At 42.4% G+C, this 17,099-nt stretch carries 20 protein-coding genes; 2 read left to right on the forward strand and 18 right to left on the reverse strand.

All coding sequences use genetic code 11. The features are described 5' to 3' along the window. Window positions 1-619: 619 nt before the first annotated feature. The gene (locus WKT08_RS02875; RefSeq protein WP_340279868.1) at window positions 620-1,102 is read right to left on the reverse strand and encodes a hypothetical protein; all 483 of its coding nucleotides are present in this window, start codon (window positions 1,100-1,102) and stop codon (window positions 620-622) included. Window positions 1,103-1,324: 222 nt separating this feature from the next. On the opposite strand from WKT08_RS02875, the gene WKT08_RS02880 reads away from it, so the two are divergent. Then, on the forward strand, window positions 1,325-2,170 hold the full coding sequence (locus WKT08_RS02880; RefSeq protein ID WP_340279870.1) for a peptidylprolyl isomerase: 846 nt from the start codon (window positions 1,325-1,327) through the stop codon (window positions 2,168-2,170). A 312-nt stretch (window positions 2,171-2,482) separates the two neighbouring features. On the opposite strand, the gene WKT08_RS02885 is transcribed toward WKT08_RS02880, so the two are convergent. From WKT08_RS02885 to tmk, 8 genes are all read right to left on the reverse strand, one after another. Then, the gene (locus WKT08_RS02885) at window positions 2,483-4,024 is read right to left on the reverse strand and encodes an ABC-F family ATP-binding cassette domain-containing protein (RefSeq protein WP_049488524.1); all 1,542 of its coding nucleotides are present in this window, start codon (window positions 4,022-4,024) and stop codon (window positions 2,483-2,485) included. Window positions 4,025-4,108: 84 nt separating this feature from the next. Further along, window positions 4,109-4,462 (reverse strand): arsenate reductase family protein, encoded by a 354-nt coding sequence (locus tag WKT08_RS02890; protein ID WP_003013024.1) that lies wholly within the window; start codon window positions 4,460-4,462, stop codon window positions 4,109-4,111. A 5-nt stretch (window positions 4,463-4,467) separates the two neighbouring features. After that, complete coding sequence (locus tag WKT08_RS02895; protein ID WP_340279874.1) at window positions 4,468-4,959, reverse strand: methylated-DNA--[protein]-cysteine S-methyltransferase; 492 nt, start codon at window positions 4,957-4,959, stop codon at window positions 4,468-4,470. After that, window positions 4,943-5,524 (reverse strand): GNAT family N-acetyltransferase, encoded by a 582-nt coding sequence (locus tag WKT08_RS02900; protein WP_223345223.1) that lies wholly within the window; start codon window positions 5,522-5,524, stop codon window positions 4,943-4,945. The genes WKT08_RS02895 and WKT08_RS02900 overlap by 17 nt, the downstream gene beginning before the upstream one ends. 17 nt (window positions 5,525-5,541) lie before the next feature. After that, a complete protein-coding gene (gene rsmI / locus WKT08_RS02905) occupies window positions 5,542-6,399 on the reverse strand; it encodes a 16S rRNA (cytidine(1402)-2'-O)-methyltransferase (RefSeq protein WP_340279878.1) in 858 nt (285 codons plus the stop codon). A 2-nt stretch (window positions 6,400-6,401) separates the two neighbouring features. Further along, a complete protein-coding gene (yabA, locus tag WKT08_RS02910; RefSeq protein WP_014713697.1) occupies window positions 6,402-6,722 on the reverse strand; it encodes a DNA replication initiation control protein YabA in 321 nt (106 codons plus the stop codon). 9 nt (window positions 6,723-6,731) lie between these two features. Continuing rightward, window positions 6,732-7,625 (reverse strand): DNA polymerase III subunit delta', encoded by an 894-nt coding sequence (locus WKT08_RS02915; protein ID WP_340279880.1) that lies wholly within the window; start codon window positions 7,623-7,625, stop codon window positions 6,732-6,734. Beyond that, window positions 7,622-8,260, reverse strand: coding sequence for a dTMP kinase (tmk, locus tag WKT08_RS02920; RefSeq protein WP_340279882.1), 639 nt, complete (start codon window positions 8,258-8,260; stop codon window positions 7,622-7,624). Before tmk ends, WKT08_RS02915 begins: the two co-directional genes overlap by 4 nt. A gap of 149 nt (window positions 8,261-8,409) precedes the next feature. Between tmk and WKT08_RS02925 the strand changes: the two genes are divergently transcribed. After that, window positions 8,410-9,297: a YitT family protein gene (locus WKT08_RS02925; protein ID WP_340279884.1), complete on the forward strand. Its 888-nt coding sequence runs from the start codon at window positions 8,410-8,412 to the stop codon at window positions 9,295-9,297. Window positions 9,298-9,691: 394 nt separating this feature from the next. Here WKT08_RS02925 and WKT08_RS02930 read toward each other — a convergent pair whose 3' ends face one another. The 9 genes from WKT08_RS02930 to upp all read right to left on the reverse strand — a co-directional run bounded on the left by WKT08_RS02930 (window position 9,692) and on the right by upp (window position 17,070). Beyond that, complete coding sequence (locus WKT08_RS02930) at window positions 9,692-10,348, reverse strand: CBS domain-containing protein (RefSeq protein ID WP_049506476.1); 657 nt, start codon at window positions 10,346-10,348, stop codon at window positions 9,692-9,694. 174 nt (window positions 10,349-10,522) lie between these two features. Continuing rightward, window positions 10,523-11,233, reverse strand: coding sequence for an ABC transporter ATP-binding protein (locus WKT08_RS02935; protein ID WP_003005434.1), 711 nt, complete (start codon window positions 11,231-11,233; stop codon window positions 10,523-10,525). Then, window positions 11,233-11,997, reverse strand: a complete 765-nt coding sequence (locus tag WKT08_RS02940; RefSeq protein WP_003005595.1) for an ABC transporter ATP-binding protein — start codon at window positions 11,995-11,997, stop codon at window positions 11,233-11,235. The genes WKT08_RS02935 and WKT08_RS02940 overlap by 1 nt, the downstream gene beginning before the upstream one ends. Beyond that, on the reverse strand, window positions 11,997-12,944 hold the full coding sequence (locus WKT08_RS02945; RefSeq protein WP_003008278.1) for a branched-chain amino acid ABC transporter permease: 948 nt from the start codon (window positions 12,942-12,944) through the stop codon (window positions 11,997-11,999). The genes WKT08_RS02940 and WKT08_RS02945 overlap by 1 nt, the downstream gene beginning before the upstream one ends. Before the next feature lie 3 nt (window positions 12,945-12,947). Then, window positions 12,948-13,817, reverse strand: coding sequence for a branched-chain amino acid ABC transporter permease (locus WKT08_RS02950; RefSeq protein ID WP_021153669.1), 870 nt, complete (start codon window positions 13,815-13,817; stop codon window positions 12,948-12,950). Between the two features lie 81 nt (window positions 13,818-13,898). Then, window positions 13,899-15,056 (reverse strand): ABC transporter substrate-binding protein, encoded by a 1,158-nt coding sequence (locus WKT08_RS02955; protein ID WP_003008282.1) that lies wholly within the window; start codon window positions 15,054-15,056, stop codon window positions 13,899-13,901. Between the two features lie 108 nt (window positions 15,057-15,164). Then, window positions 15,165-15,443, reverse strand: coding sequence for a DUF2129 domain-containing protein (locus WKT08_RS02960; protein WP_003013098.1), 279 nt, complete (start codon window positions 15,441-15,443; stop codon window positions 15,165-15,167). A 278-nt stretch (window positions 15,444-15,721) separates the two neighbouring features. Continuing rightward, window positions 15,722-16,312, reverse strand: a complete 591-nt coding sequence (locus WKT08_RS02965) for an ATP-dependent Clp protease proteolytic subunit (protein WP_003008286.1) — start codon at window positions 16,310-16,312, stop codon at window positions 15,722-15,724. 128 nt (window positions 16,313-16,440) lie between these two features. Beyond that, window positions 16,441-17,070, reverse strand: coding sequence for a uracil phosphoribosyltransferase (upp, locus tag WKT08_RS02970; RefSeq protein ID WP_003005574.1), 630 nt, complete (start codon window positions 17,068-17,070; stop codon window positions 16,441-16,443). Between the last annotated feature and the right edge of the window lie 29 nt (window positions 17,071-17,099).

The following is a 17,099-nucleotide window of genomic DNA, read 5'->3' on the forward strand; positions in this document are numbered from 1 at the left end:
TGATTTAGTCAAAAAAGAAGTCACCCTTTGAGGATGACGAATGCTAAAGAATTAAGGAAACTATTTCTTTTCCAAAATTTTTAAATAGCGTGTTTTCTTGAATTGGCCAGATAATGTTAATACAACAAAGAGATACCACATCAAAAAACTTATAAACAATAACAGAAAGCTTCCGAAGGTAAGATATAAGATGGATAATCCTAAGGTGATGAGTCCAAAAACAAGAATTAGCAAATAGGTTTTCATTCCATTTGACTTCTGTACTTGAAAATAATGCTCAGGCATTTCGTAAGGAATGACATTCACTGTATACTTCTGCCTTCTGTGTTTCAATTGCCATATTGCGATGACAAGCATCAATCCAAACGATAGCACTAGTGGAATGAGTCCATGAAAGGATACTCGATCCGTTAACAGATAAATGCCATAAAAAAGGACACCACTCGGGGTAAAGATAATGGGAAATGGAACACTTTTTCCGACATATAGTTTATTTTCTTTAGGATGATAAAATACTGTTTTTTTGAGATTCCCTTGATCTGCTCCGAATTCGACCAAATCGCGTAAAGGGAATTGTTGTCGATCCTTCGATCGCTAACACAATCTGTTCAAAATCCACTTACGTAGTTTCCTGCTCAAGAGCTTTATTTGCTTCTACCTGAGCTTGAAGATGCTCTTGATAATACTTCAGTAATTCCTTATTTTTTCGTTTGGTGCCGAGGAATTTAAGTGTAACTGAACGATCAGAAGTCCCGTGCCCTATGACGTTTCCTTCCACATAAATTGGATAATTGGTGATCCCTCGAGACGTATTCTTTTCTCCCAAACGGACCACAATGGTGAATGGGTCTAGGCGATAGCGCTTGAAATTGCGATCGACCACTATTTCTGAGTTCCTAATCTCTATTCTTCCCATCGATGAAAAAGCAATCCAGCCAACTGTCACTAGAAGAAAACAAGCAGCCAATAAGGCTGTTAGGTTTTCAAAAAAATCATCTTCAATCAGTAATTGGATGATCGCGATGAGCATCGACACTACTAAAAAGATCAAAAAATACAGTGAACTTCTCGAGTAAATATAAAATTTACGTAGTTGTTTCATTTATGACATTCTTCCTCTTTAAAAAATCTATTTCACAACTCTAAAATCACTTTCCATCATACCGAATTATCTATCTATATGCAAACTCCTTCTTAATTAGTGATTTATCAAATGTTATCAATCTTGAAACAACCTCAGAAAATAGAGAATCCCGTCTAAATTTGAAAGTATCGCAAAATTAAGGTACAATAGAGAAAGACAACTATGTTGGAAAGGAAGAATATGAAAAAATTAATCGCACTACTATTATTTTCCGGCTTGGCTTTGACAGCTTGTTCGTCCAATAAGACTGACGCTAACTCTTCAAGTTCAAGCAAAGAAAAGACAGAGCAGACAGCAACTTCTAGCTCTAGTGAAAAAGATCAAAAGAAAATTGAAGAAGAACAAAAGAAATTAGAACAACTGCGCAAAGATTTTAACGATGCCATGACCAATGAAAATGCTGTCTTCCCACAGCTCTCAAATGAAGTGGCTGAAGACGAAGCAGAGGTTAAAATCACGACAACTGAAGGCGACATCACTGTGAAGCTCTTCCCTAAATATGCCCCACTTGCAGTTGAAAACTTCTTGACCCACGCAAAAGAAGGCTACTACAATGGCTTACTTTTCCACCGTGTCATTAACAACTTTATGATCCAAACTGGGGATCCTAAGGGAGATGGTACTGGTGGCGAATCCATCTGGAAGGGCAAAGACAAATCCAAAGATTCAGGTACTGGTTTTGAGAATGAGTATTCTCCATACCTTTACAACCTTCGTGGAGCCCTTGCCATGGCCAATTCTGGTCCAAATACCAATGGTAGTCAATTCTATATTAACCAAAATAAGGAAGAGATTTCTAGCAAGCTCCCAACTGACCGCTTCCCAGCTAAGATCATCGACGCTTATAAAAATGGTGGAAATCCAACCCTCGATGGTGGTAACTACACTGTCTTTGGCCAAGTGATCGATGGCATGGATGTGGTCGATAAAATCGCCTCTGCTGAAACTGATGATAAGGACAAACCAAAAACAGATATCAAGATTGAAAAAATTGAAATCTTAAAAGACTATGATTTCAAGAAATAATGAAAAGAGAACCAAACGGTTCTCTTTTTCTATCAAATGTAAATTTTTCTTAGAAACTTTCCTTAGGTGAGTACGGACGTCAGCGAACTTCTGCGAAGTTCCATGACTAATTATTGAGCCTAAGGTCTCAATAATTCCGTGTGCCTGAAACAAATCTGTTTCAGGCACTTTTCTCACTGCGGAATGTTTCGGTCATTACTTGACTAAATTTAAAAATAGAATCATTTAGATTTTTTGAATTACTTGTGCCGCCTTATGTAAACAACAAAATTTCTTCATTCTAAAAAGCGAGACAAGTTTCTCTTTTTGTCTTTAAGTCAATTCATTAAAGTCCCAGATTTGGTCCATCCAGCCTTCATAGAAGTCTGGCTCGTGGCAAACCATGAGAATCGATCCCTTGTATTCTTTCAGAGCCCGTTTCAATTCATCTTTGGCATCCACATCCAAGTGGTTGGTCGGCTCGTCTAGTACCAAGACATTGTTTTCACGATTCATCAAGAGACAGAAGCGTACCTTGGCTTGCTCCCCACCGGATAACACCTGAATTTGGCTCTCGATATGCTTGGTGGTCAAGCCACAGCGGGCAAGAGCTGCACGGACTTCTGCTTGGTTGAGAGCCGGAAAGGCATTCCAAACTGCTTCAAGCGGTGTCTGGCGATTGCCACCTTCGACCTCTTGCTCGAAGTAACCAAGCTCTAGGTAATCTCCCCGCTCGACTTCTCCAGCGATTGGTGGGATGATTCCTAACAAGCTCTTCAAGAGAGTGGTTTTTCCGATCCCGTTGGCCCCGATGATGGCCACCTTTTGATTGCGTTCAAAGGTTAGGTTCAAAGGCTTGGTTAAAGGACGGTCATAGCCAATCTGAAGATCTTTGGCTTGGAAGATAAAGCGTCCAGGAGTCCGGGCGTTTTTAAATTCAAAGGAGGGTTTTGGTTTCTCGCTTTGCAACTCAATGAGTTCCATTTTGTCCAGCTTCTTCTGACGAGACATGGCCATATTCCGTGTAGCCACACGCGCCTTATTGCGGGCTACGAAATCCTTCAAATCAGCAATCTCTTTTTGCTGGCGCTCATAAGCCGCTTCCAATTGCGATTTCTTCATTTCATAGACTTCAAGGAATTGGTAGTAGTCTCCTGAATAGCGGGTTAACTGCTGATTTTCCACATGGTAGACGATATTGATCACATCATTCAAGAAAGGAATGTCGTGGGAAATGAGGACAAAGGCATTTTCATAATTCTGCAAATAGCGTTTGAGCCAATCGATGTGCTCTGCATCCAAGTAGTTGGTCGGCTCGTCCAAGAGAAGGATATCTGGTTTTTCAAGGAGCAATTTAGCCAAAAGGACCTTGGTCCGCTGCCCACCTGACAAGGAGGTCACATCCGTGTCCATGCCAAAGTCCATAACCCCAAGAGCACGCGCCACTTCATCGATCTTGGCATCCAAGGTATAAAAATCACGACTTTCTAGACGCTCTTGGAGTTCTCCTACTTCTTCCATCAGAGCATCGACATCGGCTCCCTCTTCCGCCATGGCCATATAGAGGTCATTGATGCGAGCTTCAGCTGTGAACAACTCATCAAAAGCGGTCCGTAAAACATCGCGAACTGTTTGTCCTTCTTCTAAGACCGAATGCTGATCCAGGTAACCTGCCGTCACATACTTAGACCACTCCACCTTGCCTTCGTCAGGTTGCATCTTACCAGTCACGATGCTCATGAAGGTCGATTTTCCCTCACCATTGGCCCCGACAAGACCAATATGCTCTCCCTTTAGCAAACGGAAAGACACATCCTCAAAAATCGCACGATCCCCAAAGCCGTGACTCAAATTTTTCACTTCTAAAATACTCATGCTTGACTCTCTTTCATTGATTTCACTCGTATGATTATATCATCTTCACTGCAAAATGAAAAGGGAGTCCAACTCCCTTTTCTTTTACAAACCTAAGTCTGCGTATGGTTTTCGGTAGCCCACTTGAACAACTTTTCCATCTTTGACAAGGAGAGGTCGCTTGATCAGCATACCGTCTGAAGCAAGGAGATCCGCCGCTTCTTTCACTGTCAGTTGATCCACCTTATCTTTCAAACCGAGTTCTCGGTATTTCATCCCGCTAGTATTGAAGAAAGACTTGATCGGTAGGCCAGAAGCTGCCATCCAGTCTTGCAATTCTTGGCTAGTTGGTGTTTCTGTGACGATGTTTTGGCTTTGAAACTCACATTGGAGACCGTCCAATTCTGATTTAGCCTTTCGACAAGTCGAACATTTTGGGTATTCAATAAAGGTATACATCGCTTTTATTTCTCCTTCCAGGTAATTCCTTCGTGTTGTAAGAGCCAGCGTTTGCGATCGAGTCCAGACGCATAGCCCGTCAGTTGTCCATCTTTTCCCATCACACGGTGACAAGGGACTAAGATCGTCAAGGGATTGCGTCCGACAGCCTGTCCTACGGCTTGGGCTGAACCACAAGAAAGATCCTGGGCAAGCTGGCCATAGGTCTTGGTCTCACCATATGGGATCTCTCGCAATAACCGCCACACCCGCTCTTGAAAGGCTGTCCCTTGCGGTGCTAATGGAAAGCTGATAGCGATTGGATCCCCAGCAAAATAGTGGTCCAACCACTCCTTCACCTTCTCATGGTAGGGATGGACCTGTTCCAGCGCCCCATAGGGATCAGGCGCCTCCTCTTTCGGATCATAAAAATCAAGCTCAACAAGGCCTTCTTCACTGACAACGATCGAAAGAAGCCCCATAGGGCTTTCATAAAATTGTTTAAGATAGAGAGTCATTGTAGGCTGCTTCCGCTCTTTGGTCCCAGCGGTCCTCTTCTGAGACCACTTGGAATAGACTAGTTTCTGCTTTTCGTTTGATCTTTTGATAAGCCAGGCGGACGCCATCAATAGGGACCTTCCCACAATAATGGTAGCCCAATTTTTCAAGCAAATGTTGCATGACCAGATTATCCGGGTGCGTATCGCAACGGAAATCAGGCCCTTTTTCTCCTTCAATTAAACCTTGAAGGAAGGTCTGAGCCACCCCTTTGCCAGCAGCTTCTTTAGCTACAGCGACACGATGAAAGGTAACATACATATAGTTGTCATGCTCCCACTTGCCATCGTAAATCTCATTATAGGCCGCTTCATTTCCCTTGTGGACGGCAGCATATGCGACGATTTCCTGATCTTCAACGGCTACATAACCACGACTTTCTAGAATATCCTCAAAAATGATCTCTTCATCTGGATAACCATCCTGCCACTGATCGACCTGTCTTTGAGCCAGACTTTCCTTAGCATCTTGGATGATTTCCATAATTCGCTGGATCTCATTTGGATAAGCCATTCTAATTTCCATCCTGCTTCCAACCTTTCCTACTCTTGATGGTAACGAGCATAAAGCTCACTCTTTTGCAGGCCGTATTGTTTAGCGACCTGTTTGATTGCTTGATTTTTCTTCATGCCCTCTTGGACCAAGGTATCGATCTCTTGGATCAAGTCAACCTCTTCTAGGTCTAACTCTTCTTCTTTGGCTCCTTCTACGATCAAGAGGCACTCCCCTTTGAGGGGATTTTCTTCAAGAAATGCGACTAACTCTGAAATGCTGCCGCGAGTATATTCTTCGTAGATCTTGGTCAATTCACGAACCAAGACAACCGGACGATCCCCATAGACAGCCAACATATTCTCTAAGGTCGCTTTCACCCGATGGGGCGACTCATAAAAGATCTGTGTCTCCGGATAAGCCACTTTTTCTTGGAAAAAGGCCTTTTGTTGCCCCTCTTTGCGAGGCAGAAATCCGTAAAAAACATGAGGTTGAGGTGCTAGGCCACTGGCAATCAAGCCAGTAATACCTGCACTTGGACCAGGAACAGCTACGACAGGAATCTCGCGTTCAATCGCTGCCTTGACCAAATCATGACCAGGGTCAGAGATACTAGGGAGTCCTGCATCTGAGACCTGCGCCAAATCTTTTCCAGATTCTAAATGGGCGATCAGATCTGGAATTTTCTCCTGGGCATTATGTTCATGAAAGCTAGTCTGGGGAGTCCTAATCTCAAAATGCTTGAGCAAGAGACCTGTATTTCTGGTATCCTCAGCTGCGATCAAGTCCACATCCTTTAAGGTCTGGACCATGCGGTAACTCATATCTTCACGATTGCCGATCGGTGTTGGGACTAGGTAAAGGACCCCTGTTTTCTTTTCCCCTTTAAAACTTCGTTGGATCTGCATGCTTACTCCCTAAATAACAACTCGTCACAAAACATACACTCTTCATCGTTCTCACGGCGTTGACCGTAGGAATAGGTGCAAATATGAAAGCCGTCGTTGTAAATCCGTTGCAAATTTTCACGGCCATGGTGTTGTGACTTTGCGGATGCGGTCTTCTCAACTTCCCCCAAACGCTCTCTCAATTTATCATTTTCTAAGCGAAGAGCTGTATTTTCTTCGATGACTTGTTTCAAATTTTTCTTGATGGCTTCGACTTCAGCCAAGGTGACCAACAAATTCTGAGAAAAGCCGTCTAAAGCATCAAATAATTCTTTTTTGTTCATTCTGACTCCTTAACTTTCTAAGCTCAAAACCATATATTCTAGAGCATTTTGAAAAGAAACATTGGCCTTCCACATGGTGCGAGCAAGACTCAATTTTTCCAGCAGCTTCTGGGATCTACTCAAGCGCAACTGCTCTTCTAAAGCCAACTCCATCAAACGAAAAGCCTGGCTTTGTTTTTCCTTATCATCTGCTAAGCTCACCAATCGGGTCACTTCCAAATAGGCGCTATTCAAATTGGAGTGACAACGTTCGATGAACTGATTACAAACTTTCGCCAACTCAAAAAAAGTAGCATTCTTTTTTTGCTGCTCTGCCTCTTCGAGACTAAAACTAAAACGAGCTACTAAATTCGCCTGTGATTTGATCAAACCTTCTTTTTCTAGCAATTCAGTTAGGTAGGCTTGCTTTTTGGGAAAATGGACCTGCTGGGCCCTACTCTTGATGGTCGGTAAAATCAAGTTTTCATCGGATGTCAACAAGAAGAGATAGATCTCACTCTGGGGCTCTTCCATAACCTTTAAGAGAGAATTCGCTGCATTTGTGTGCATCTTGTCCGCATCTTGGACGATAAAGACCTGCCGACTTCCTTCAAATCCGGATTGAGAAAAGTCTTGAACGAGCGAGCGAATACGATCGGTCTTTATGATCTGGTTGACTGGACGCACGATCTTCACATCTGAGAATTCTTCTTCAGCAATCAAGCGACAGGACCTGCATTTGCCACAAGGCCAGACTCCCTGCAAATCTTCGCAAAACTGACTTTGAGCTAGCAAGAGGGCCATCTCAAAACTGGCAAAAGAACCTGTAAAGAGATAAGCATGACTGAGCTGTTTGTGTTCTAGGATCTGGGTGAAGCGCTCCACCAATTCTGGCTGGAGCTGTTGGATCTCTTCTAGATTCATTTCAATGTCCCCAAGCGATTTTCTAAAACAGTCAAGACATCCGTAAAGACTGCTTCAAAAGATTGACTGGCATCGATTTTCACGATGCGCTCTGGTTCCTTTTCATACAAGGCCAAATAACCTTGTCTGACTTTTTGGTGAAGCTCCAATCCTTCCATATCCAAACGATTGACTTCCCGCTCTTGGTTTTTCGCAATTCGTGCGAGCCCTTCTTCGACATCCAGATCAAAGTAAAGGGTGAGGTCTGGCTTAAGACCATCTGTCGCGAATTGATTGAGCCACTCGATGTCTTCCACACTCAGACCGCGACCATACCCTTGATAAGCCACCGAGCTGTCAATAAAGCGGTCCATCAAGACAACCCTTCCAGCGGCAAGGGCTGGCAAGACACGTTCCACCAAATGCTGCCGGCGACTAGCAATATAGAGCAACAACTCGGTCTTGGCATCCATACTAGTATGGTCTGGATCCAAAATGACTTGGCGGATCTTTTCGGCAATGTCGACACCACCTGGTTCACGGGTTGTAATAAAAGGAATTCCTTTTTCTTCAAGTAGAGGCAAAATGGCTTCTAGGACCGATGATTTTCCCGCTCCTTCTGGACCTTCAAATGAAATTAATGTACCGTTTACCATAGTATCCTCTTTCTGTTTTTCTTCTTTTTATTTTACCAAAAATAAGGGTAAAAATCTTGTATTTTAGGAGAGAAAATTTTTCAAAGTCATTTTCATTTTTTCACTTTTTTGTTACAATGTTCTTATAAAGTTTTAGGAGACAACCTATCATGTTTAAATTTAAAGATATTCTGGCTATCATCTTGGGGGCCGGCATTTTTTCGTTTGGGATCTATTTTTTGGTCATTCCCTTTCACTTCTATGAAGGAGGAGCAACAGGGATTACCTTGATCACCTATTACCTCTTAAAAGTCCCCGTATCCCTGATGAACTTGCTGATCAATATCCCTCTCTTCATTCTAGCTTGGAAACTGCTGGGCAAGAAATCTCTTTATCTGAGCTTACTGGGGACTTTCTCGGTTTCAGCATGGATGGCAATTTTTGAAGCCATGCCCCTCAGCCACCACTACCATCACTTTATCTTTACAGCCTTTAAAGGAGATATTCTGCTTGCCTGTATCGCTTCAGGGGTTGTGCTTGGTTTGGGGCTAGGGATCATCTTCAATGCTGGAGGAACCACTGGAGGAACAGATATCCTCGCTCGCATCTTTAACAAATACACTTCCCTCAGTATGGGAAAACTCATGTTGATTGTAGATGCCATTGTTCTGATAACTGTTGTCGTTGTCTTCCAAGATGTCCGTACCGCTATGTACACCCTCTTCTTTATCCTGATTGACACCCTTGTGATCGACTTGATTGGAGAAGGTGGTTTTGCTGGAAAAGGCTTCCTTATCGTTACATCCAAACCAGAAGAAATTGCCAAAAAGGTATCTGATGATCTGGGTCGCGGGATTACCTTTATCCGCGGGATGGGCTATTACAGCCGTAAGGACCTGGATATCGTCTACTGTGTCGTTTCACGGAATGAGATGAAACAAATGAAAGACATCATCAATCAGATCGATCCATTCGCCTTTATCACCATTTCAGAAGCCCATGAAATTCTCGGCGAAGGCTTTACTTTAGATAAAGAAAAACAACCCATTAACCGTTAATAGAAAAAATAAGGCTAGATTCTCATCTAGCTTTGTTTTTCTATTTACGATTTTCCTTAGGTGAGTACGGACGTCAGGTGAAATTATCCAGTGGATGATTTCAGCAATCCAGGAAGTTCCATGACTAAATCAAGATACAATCCGCGGCCCGTATTCAATTAGTTTTGAGCCCCTTCGCTTTTTAATTTCTAAGCTCAGGCTAAAACAGTTCCCCAAACTGTTTTACTCTCAAAAATTCCGAGAGCATGAAACAAGTATGTTTCATGCTCTTTTCTCACGGCGGAAAATCTTAGAATACACGTCATAATTAATAAAATCTTAATTATTTTTACAGAATTTATTAAGTTACTTTATACAAAAATCAGACTGGATTGTCATCCAGCCTGATTTTTTATTAAATAGCTTTTGCGGTTGTTCGAGTGATTTCATCGACTTTCAAACCGTTGGCTTCAAATTTACTACGGATCCCTTCTAGATCTGTCACCCCATCAATTTGAACTTCGATAACCACACGATCGTCTTTTGTTGGGATATTGACTGTATTGGCGATGTTATACCCTTCTTCTACAATCAAGTGAATGATTTGTTCGAGAACGCCAACCTTATCTTCTGTCACAAAGCGAACACGAACTCCTTCTTCTCCATAACCGGATACTTCAAGGAAGGCACGGAAAATATCACGGTCTGTGATGACACCAGATACTTGATCATTGTCCACGACTGGAAGGATTCCCACCTTGTTCTTATACATGAGGTAGGTCGCATCTTCTAAGCTCGCAAATTTAGAGACGGTAATGACATTGCGAAGCATGACATCTTTGACCTTGGTCTTGTTCAACAGATAGTTCATCTCGAAAATAGACAAGCTTGTTGCTTTAGATGGACTTGCTTCTGCAATCGTACCTTCTGTCACCAAACCAACCAATTTATCGTTTTCAATGACTGGCAAACGGTGCAAACCTTGTTCGCGCATCAAATCTGCCGCGTGGGCAATTGTAGTATCTGGACTAATGTAAACCACTTTACGTGTCATAAAATCTTTAACAGCCATAACAAGTTCTCCTATGCTTTTATTAGTTTTATTATACTTGATTTTAAGAATGATTTCAAACGCTTTCAGCAGTTTTCTCTTGTTTTCAAAATTTAGAAAAATCAAACAAGAGGGATGAAAAAAGAAAGGTCTTCAGGACCTTTCTTTTTAATATTCTAGTGAACTTTAGAAATCTTATCCACCAAGGTAGGCCTTGCGGACTTCTTCTGAGGCTAAGAGTTCTTTTCCTGTTCCGGTAAGAACGACTTTCCCTGTTTCCAAAACATAACCGCGGTCTGCGATGGCAAGAGCCTTGTTGGCATTTTGCTCGATCAAGAGAACAGTTGTCCCTTGTTTTTGGATATCTTGGATGATATCAAAGATTTCTTGGATAAAGATTGGGGCCAATCCCATAGAAGGTTCATCCAAAAGCAAGAGTTTTGGCGTTGACATAAGTGCACGACCCATTGCAAGCATTTGTTGTTCCCCACCAGATAGAGTTGCTGCATCTTGGTTCTTCCGTTCTTCCAAACGTGGGAAACGGGAGAAGACTTTCTTCAAGTTAGCTTGATTTTCTTCTCGATCTTTCTTCAAGAAAGCTCCCATCTCCAAGTTTTCCATAACAGTTAAGCCTGGAAAGACGTGGCGGCCTTCTGGAACTTGAGAGAGTCCTGCTGCTACAATCTTTTGAGCCGGAACCTTTTGAATCTCCTGACCTAAAAACTCGATTTTCCCAGCACTTGGACGCACCAAACCTGAAATCGTACGAAGAATAGATGTTTTCCCAGCACCGTTAGCACCGATAAGAGAAACAACTTCCCCTTCATTCACCTCGAAACTGACATCACGGACAGCCTGGATCATGCCATAGTGTACAGAAAGATTTTCAACTTTTAACATAGACATTAGGCTTCACCTCCTAGATATGCTTCGATTACGCGTTTGTTGGTCTTGATTTCATCTGGCGTACCATGGGCAATCAAGCGACCATATTCCAATACATAAATCCGTTCTGTTACTTCCATAACCAAGCTCATATCGTGCTCGATCAGCATGATCGTAATATTAAATTCTTTTTGAATGCGACGGATCAATTGGGTCAATTCTGCTGTTTCTTGAGGGTTCATCCCTGCAGCAGGTTCATCCAAGAAGAGGATTTTTGGCTCTGTAGCAAGGGCACGAACGATCTCCAAGTGACGTTGTTGTCCGTAAGCTAAGTTTTTGGCCAAGGTATCTGCTTCTTTTTCCAAACCAAAAATCGCTAACAATTCAAGGGCTTTCGCTTTCAAAGCTTCTTCATTCTTGTAATAGCTTGGCAAGCGGAAAAGACTCGCAAAGACATGTGGTTTGTGGTGATTGGCAAAGGCAATCAAGACATTGTCCAAAACGCTTAAATCTTTAAAGAGACGAATATTTTGGAAAGTCCGTCCCAGACCACCTGCAGCGATTTTATATGGTGCTTTACCATTTAGCAACTGACCATCTAAGGTAATGGTCCCTTCACTTGGTTCATATACCCCTGTTAGGAGGTTGAAGAGGGTTGTTTTACCGGCACCGTTGGGTCCGATCAATCCAACCAATTCCCCTTCATTGAGTTCCATGGTCACATCCCCAACGGCTGTCAAACCACCAAAGTTTTTTGTTAAATTTTTTACTTCAAGAAGTGCCATTAGTTAGCCTCCTTTTTTGAAAGTAGTTTTTTCAAGCTGAATTCCCATGTTCCAAGAAGACCACCTGGACGGAAGATCATTACGAGAATCAAAGCCAATGAGTAAATGATCATACGTACACTTGAGAAGTCTTGAAGCACCATGTTCAAGATCCCCAAGACGATGGCTGCCACAACTGTTCCGGACATTGATCCCAAACCACCAAACACGACAATGATCAAGACATTAATGGTATTGGTGAAAGAGTAATCTTTAGGAACAACAGAGCCGATAAAGCCGGCTTGGAGAGATCCAGCAATCGCCGCTGTGATCGCACCAAATACAAAGGCGATGACTTTGACTTTGGTCGTATTGATCCCAACAGATTCTGCTGCGATTTCATCTTCACGAACAGAAAGGGTAGAGCGTCCAATTGGACTACGTAAGAAGTTAATCGTAAAGATCGTTGTAATGACAACAAAGAGGTAAACCAATTGCCAAGTTGTAAAGGCTGGCAAACCAAGGATCCCAGCAGCACCATTGGTGAGGGTACCCCCATTGACGATCAAGATCCGGATGATTTCAGAAACCCCAAGTGTCGCAATCGCGAGGTAGTCCCCTTTCAAACGAAGGGTTGGAACCCCAACGATCAAGGCAACGACACCAGCAATCAAAGCACCTAAAACCATCGCGCCAAAGAAAGCCCCATAGGTTGGTGATTTGGAACCGAGAATGGCTGCAGAATAGGCACCAATCGCCATAAATCCGGCATGCCCGAGTGAGAATTGACCTGAGAAACCAACAATGAGGTTCAAGCCAACTGCAAGGATAATATTAATTCCAATTTGTTCTAAAATTTGGATATAGAAGAGGTTGAGCACACCCGCTGCAACCAAGACTTGGATCAAGGCAAAACCTGCGACCAAAAGACCAAGCCAGACTAAATTCACTTTTAAATTTTGTTTCATGGCTTACACCTTCTCTTTCACATTTTTACCGAGGATACCTGCTGGACGGATGAGCAAGATCACAATCAAGATGGCATACACAATGGCATCACGGAAGTCTGAAAGACCGATCGCTGTAGCGAAGGTTTCCAACAAACCAATAACAAATCCACCTAGGGCAGCACCTGGAATGATTCCGATTCCTCCAAGAACGGCTGCGACAAAGGCTTTGATCCCTGGTGTCATCCCCATCAAAGGCTCGATCGAGTTGTAATACAAACCAATCAAGACACCACCAGCACCTGCCAAGGCTGATCCCAAAGCAAAGGTAAAGCTGATCGTACGGTTTACGTTAATCCCCATCAATTGAGCGGCATCACTATCCACAGATACAGCCCGCATGGCTTTCCCCATCTTTGTTTTTTGAATAATAAATTGAAGAGCGACCATCAAGAAAACAGACACTCCCAAGATCATCAACTGAATATTGGAGATTGAAATAGGACCGAAGTTGTAACGAACCGTTTTAATCACTTGCGGGAAGGAACGGGTGTTGGCACCGACGAAGAAGACCATCCCATATTCGAGCAAGAAGGAAACCCCGATGGCTGTGATCAAGGCTGCAATCCGAGTCGAATGACGAAGCGGACGATAAGCCAGGTATTCAATTACAACCCCTAAAATAGCTGTCCCAACCATGGCTAGGAGCAAGGCGACAAAGAAGTTCACTTTCCATGAGTTCAATAAGAAATATCCCATAAAGGCACCTACCATGTAGATATCCCCATGGGCAAAGTTGATCAATTTGATAATTCCATACACCATGGTATAACCAAGGGCCAAGAGTGCATAGACACTTCCCAAGATTAGACCGTTCACTAATTGCTGGAGCATTTGAACCATCCTTTCTAACAATAAAGAGCGAGGCCAGGAATTTTCATTCTCCCAGCCTCTTGTACAAACAACAAATGATAATTATGGTTTAACAGACTCAACAGATTTGACTTTACCATCTTTCAAGCCAATCATAAGAGCTGATTTAACCGGGTTGTGGTTCTTGTCAATTGACATTGTACCAGTCACACCTTCCAAGTCTTTCAACTTCGCAAGGTTATCTTTCAATTCGACAGAGTTCTTAGCACCTTTAGATGCTTCGGCAACCATGTAAACTGAATCATAAGCCAAAGCTGCGAACATTGAAGGTTCTTCATTGTATTTCGCTTTGTATGCTTCTACGAATTTCTTGGCTTTATCAGTCATTTCACCTTCAGTAGAGAATCCAGCTACGTAGTAGATGTCTGTAGCTGCAGCAGGTGTTGCTTGTTCAACGAATTTAGCATCGCTAAATCCATCCCCACCAATGATTGGTTGTTTGATTCCCATACCACGCGCTTGGTTTACGATCTTACCAGTTTCTGTGTAGTAACCTGGAAGAACAATCGCATCGAAGTCTTTATCTTTGATTTTTGTAAGGGCAGCTTGGAAGTCTGTATCCTTAGATTGGAAGGTTTCTGTTGCTACGATTTCACCTTTGTAAGATTTCTTGAAGGCTTCAGCAATCCCTTTAGCATAGTCAGATGAGTTATCGTAGTAAAGAACGACTTTCTTCGCTTTCAAGTTATCCGTTGTGTATTTAGCAATGATTTGTCCTTGGAAGCTATCGATGAAGGTAGCACGGAAGAGGTAATCTTGACCTTTTGTCAAATCATCTTGAGTTGCAGATGGTGTAACCAATGGAACACCTGCTTTACCAGCATTGGCAACCGCTGCTGCAGTAGCACCTGAAGTTGCAGGTCCTACAAGAGCGTTCACTTTTGATTGAGTGACAAGGTTTGTAGTGACTGTAGCTGCTTCAGCTGTTTCAGATTTGTTATCTTTATCTGTGACAACAATCTTCTTACCGTCAGCTCCACCCTTAGCGTTGATTTCATCAACGGCCAATTGAGCACCTTTTTGTTCAGCGCTACCGTAGGCTGCTACTTCACCAGTTTTTTCAAAGTTAAAACCGACTTTTAATTCTTTGCCGATTTCGTTACCAGTTGTGTTTGAACCTGAAGTAGAAACTTCACCACAAGCAGCAAGAAGAGCGACACTTGCAATGGTTAAAAATGAAAGAGCAAATTTTTTCTTCATTTGTAATGATCTCCTTAAATGAATCTTAAATTAAATACATTAAGAATATACCGAATTATCTGACAATTGTCAATAAAAAAAACGCAATCCATCAAATGATTGCGTTTTCTAACCTTCTGTGACCACAGATGGGGTCTCCAATCGTTGTAAACTTCCTACAAAATCTGTATCTAAATCTTTGAGATGGCAAGGCAAGACCTTTTTGACATAACGTTCTTTCTTTAAGTCTTCCATGACTTGATCAGCCTTGTCACTGTCCACATACAATTGGACATAACGACATTTCTTAGAATGGTACAAGACATCTCCGACTGATTGTAATTTTTTCCCATCTCGATTGTAATACAATTTTACAATCAAGCCTGTTCTTTCTTGTTTTTCAAACATGGTCAATCCCTTTCTCGTTCTGTTACTAGTATATCAAATTTCAAGAAAAAGAACTACTCTTTTATGAGAGCAAAAAAAGAGAGTGGGACAGAAATCGGTAATTCGTTAGAATTCGATTTCGTCGTCCCACCTCCGCACAGTTGAGTATGGCTGTAAAAGCTGATGAAATCAACGTAGTAGAGCCCACTCAACCACTGCGTTTTGCTCGACAATCCAAAAATAATTGAGAGGCTAGGACTTTTGTCCCAGCCTCTTGACGGACCTTCCCATAGGATGGTTTAGTCCAATTTATTATTGGCCATGATTTCATCAATAAAGCCATATTCAAGTGTTTCTTGCGCGCTCATCCAATTGTCACGTTCCGCATCAGCATGCACTTTTTCAATGGATTGACCTGAATTTTCCGCAAGGATTTTTTCCAAGTTGTTCCGTGTTTTGAGCAAGTGTTCTGCTGCGATCGCCATATCGGTTTGTTGGGTACCACCACCAGTACCACCCATTGGTTGGTGAATCATGTACTCGGCGTTTGGCAACATGAAGCGTTTGCCCTTCGCGCCGCTTGAAGCGATAATTGTTCCCATAGAAGCTGCCATCCCCATGACAATGGTTTGGACATCTGACTTGATAAAGTTCATGGTATCTACAATGGCTAGACCTGCCGAGACAGAGCCACCTGGTGTATTGATATACATATAGATATCTTTTGTATTATCTTGGGCATCCAAGAAGAGCAATTGAGCGATAATGGAGTTAGCCATTTGGTCCTCAACTGGTCCTGTTACCATGATAATTCGATCTTTCAACAGACGGGAATAAATATCGTAAGAACGTTCTCCACGACTGGTTTGTTCAATAACTACTGGAATCATCTATTCTTCTCCTTTAGTATCCATTCATTCTCACAATTCGTGAGGTTCAAAGTATATGTGCTATTATAAACCAATGGTCAAAAAAGGTCAAATCTTAAGCACCTTTCGGACGAATCATGAATGGTTTCTTATTTGGTACCGAATAAACGGTCACCTGCATCTCCAAGACCAGGAACAATGTAGCCATGTTCATTCAAATGATCATCGAGGGCTGCTGTAAAGATATCAACATCTGGGTGAGCTTCTTGAAGAGCTTTCACCCCTTCTGGCGCTGATACTAGGCAGACAAATTTGATATGGCTAGCGCCACGTTTTTTCAAGGAATCAATCGCTAGAATAGCGGATCCACCCGTAGCAAGCATCGGGTCTACTACAAAGATACGACGTTGATCAATATCTTCTGGCAATTTCACCAAGTATTCAACTGGTTTCAAGGTTTCTTCATCACGGTACATCCCGATATGGCCAACCTTAGCAGCTGGTACCAAACTCAAGAGACCATCGACCATCCCAATCCCTGCACGAAGAATTGGGACAATAGCCAATTTCTTCCCTGCGATTTGCTTTTGAACGGTTTTAGTAATAGGAGTTTCAATTTCAACATCTTCAAGAGGCAATTCACGCAACACTTCGTAGCCCATCAACATAGCAATTTCATCTACCAATTCACGAAAGGCCTTCGTAGAGGTATCCGTGCGGCGGAGAATAGACAATTTGTGTTGAATCAGTGGATGTGTAATAACTTCTAATTTTCCCATTTTGAGATCCTTCTTTCTAAGCTGTTATT

Source organism: Streptococcus sp. HCA-5024 (genome assembly GCF_037890265.1).
Taxonomy (GTDB): Bacteria; Bacillota; Bacilli; order Lactobacillales; family Streptococcaceae; genus Streptococcus; species Streptococcus lingualis.

Coding starts and splice junctions, on each gene's coding strand:
- WKT08_RS02875 (WP_340279868.1), bottom strand. CDS start 1,102: ATGAAACAACTACGTAAATTTTATATTTACTCGAGAAGTTCACTGTAT.
- WKT08_RS02880 (WP_340279870.1), top strand. CDS start 1,325: ATGAAAAAATTAATCGCACTACTATTATTTTCCGGCTTGGCTTTGACA.
- WKT08_RS02885 (WP_049488524.1), bottom strand. CDS start 4,024: ATGAGTATTTTAGAAGTGAAAAATTTGAGTCACGGCTTTGGGGATCGT.
- WKT08_RS02890 (WP_003013024.1), bottom strand. CDS start 4,462: ATGTATACCTTTATTGAATACCCAAAATGTTCGACTTGTCGAAAGGCT.
- WKT08_RS02895 (WP_340279874.1), bottom strand. CDS start 4,959: ATGACTCTCTATCTTAAACAATTTTATGAAAGCCCTATGGGGCTTCTT.
- WKT08_RS02900 (WP_223345223.1), bottom strand. CDS start 5,524: ATGGAAATTAGAATGGCTTATCCAAATGAGATCCAGCGAATTATGGAA.
- rsmI (WP_340279878.1), bottom strand. CDS start 6,399: ATGCAGATCCAACGAAGTTTTAAAGGGGAAAAGAAAACAGGGGTCCTT.
- yabA (WP_014713697.1), bottom strand. CDS start 6,722: ATGAACAAAAAAGAATTATTTGATGCTTTAGACGGCTTTTCTCAGAAT.
- WKT08_RS02915 (WP_340279880.1), bottom strand. CDS start 7,625: ATGAATCTAGAAGAGATCCAACAGCTCCAGCCAGAATTGGTGGAGCGC.
- tmk (WP_340279882.1), bottom strand. CDS start 8,260: ATGGTAAACGGTACATTAATTTCATTTGAAGGTCCAGAAGGAGCGGGA.
- WKT08_RS02925 (WP_340279884.1), top strand. CDS start 8,410: ATGTTTAAATTTAAAGATATTCTGGCTATCATCTTGGGGGCCGGCATT.
- WKT08_RS02930 (WP_049506476.1), bottom strand. CDS start 10,348: ATGGCTGTTAAAGATTTTATGACACGTAAAGTGGTTTACATTAGTCCA.
- WKT08_RS02935 (WP_003005434.1), bottom strand. CDS start 11,233: ATGTCTATGTTAAAAGTTGAAAATCTTTCTGTACACTATGGCATGATC.
- WKT08_RS02940 (WP_003005595.1), bottom strand. CDS start 11,997: ATGGCACTTCTTGAAGTAAAAAATTTAACAAAAAACTTTGGTGGTTTG.
- WKT08_RS02945 (WP_003008278.1), bottom strand. CDS start 12,944: ATGAAACAAAATTTAAAAGTGAATTTAGTCTGGCTTGGTCTTTTGGTC.
- WKT08_RS02950 (WP_021153669.1), bottom strand. CDS start 13,817: ATGCTCCAGCAATTAGTGAACGGTCTAATCTTGGGAAGTGTCTATGCA.
- WKT08_RS02955 (WP_003008282.1), bottom strand. CDS start 15,056: ATGAAGAAAAAATTTGCTCTTTCATTTTTAACCATTGCAAGTGTCGCT.
- WKT08_RS02960 (WP_003013098.1), bottom strand. CDS start 15,443: ATGTTTGAAAAACAAGAAAGAACAGGCTTGATTGTAAAATTGTATTAC.
- WKT08_RS02965 (WP_003008286.1), bottom strand. CDS start 16,312: ATGATTCCAGTAGTTATTGAACAAACCAGTCGTGGAGAACGTTCTTAC.
- upp (WP_003005574.1), bottom strand. CDS start 17,070: ATGGGAAAATTAGAAGTTATTACACATCCACTGATTCAACACAAATTG.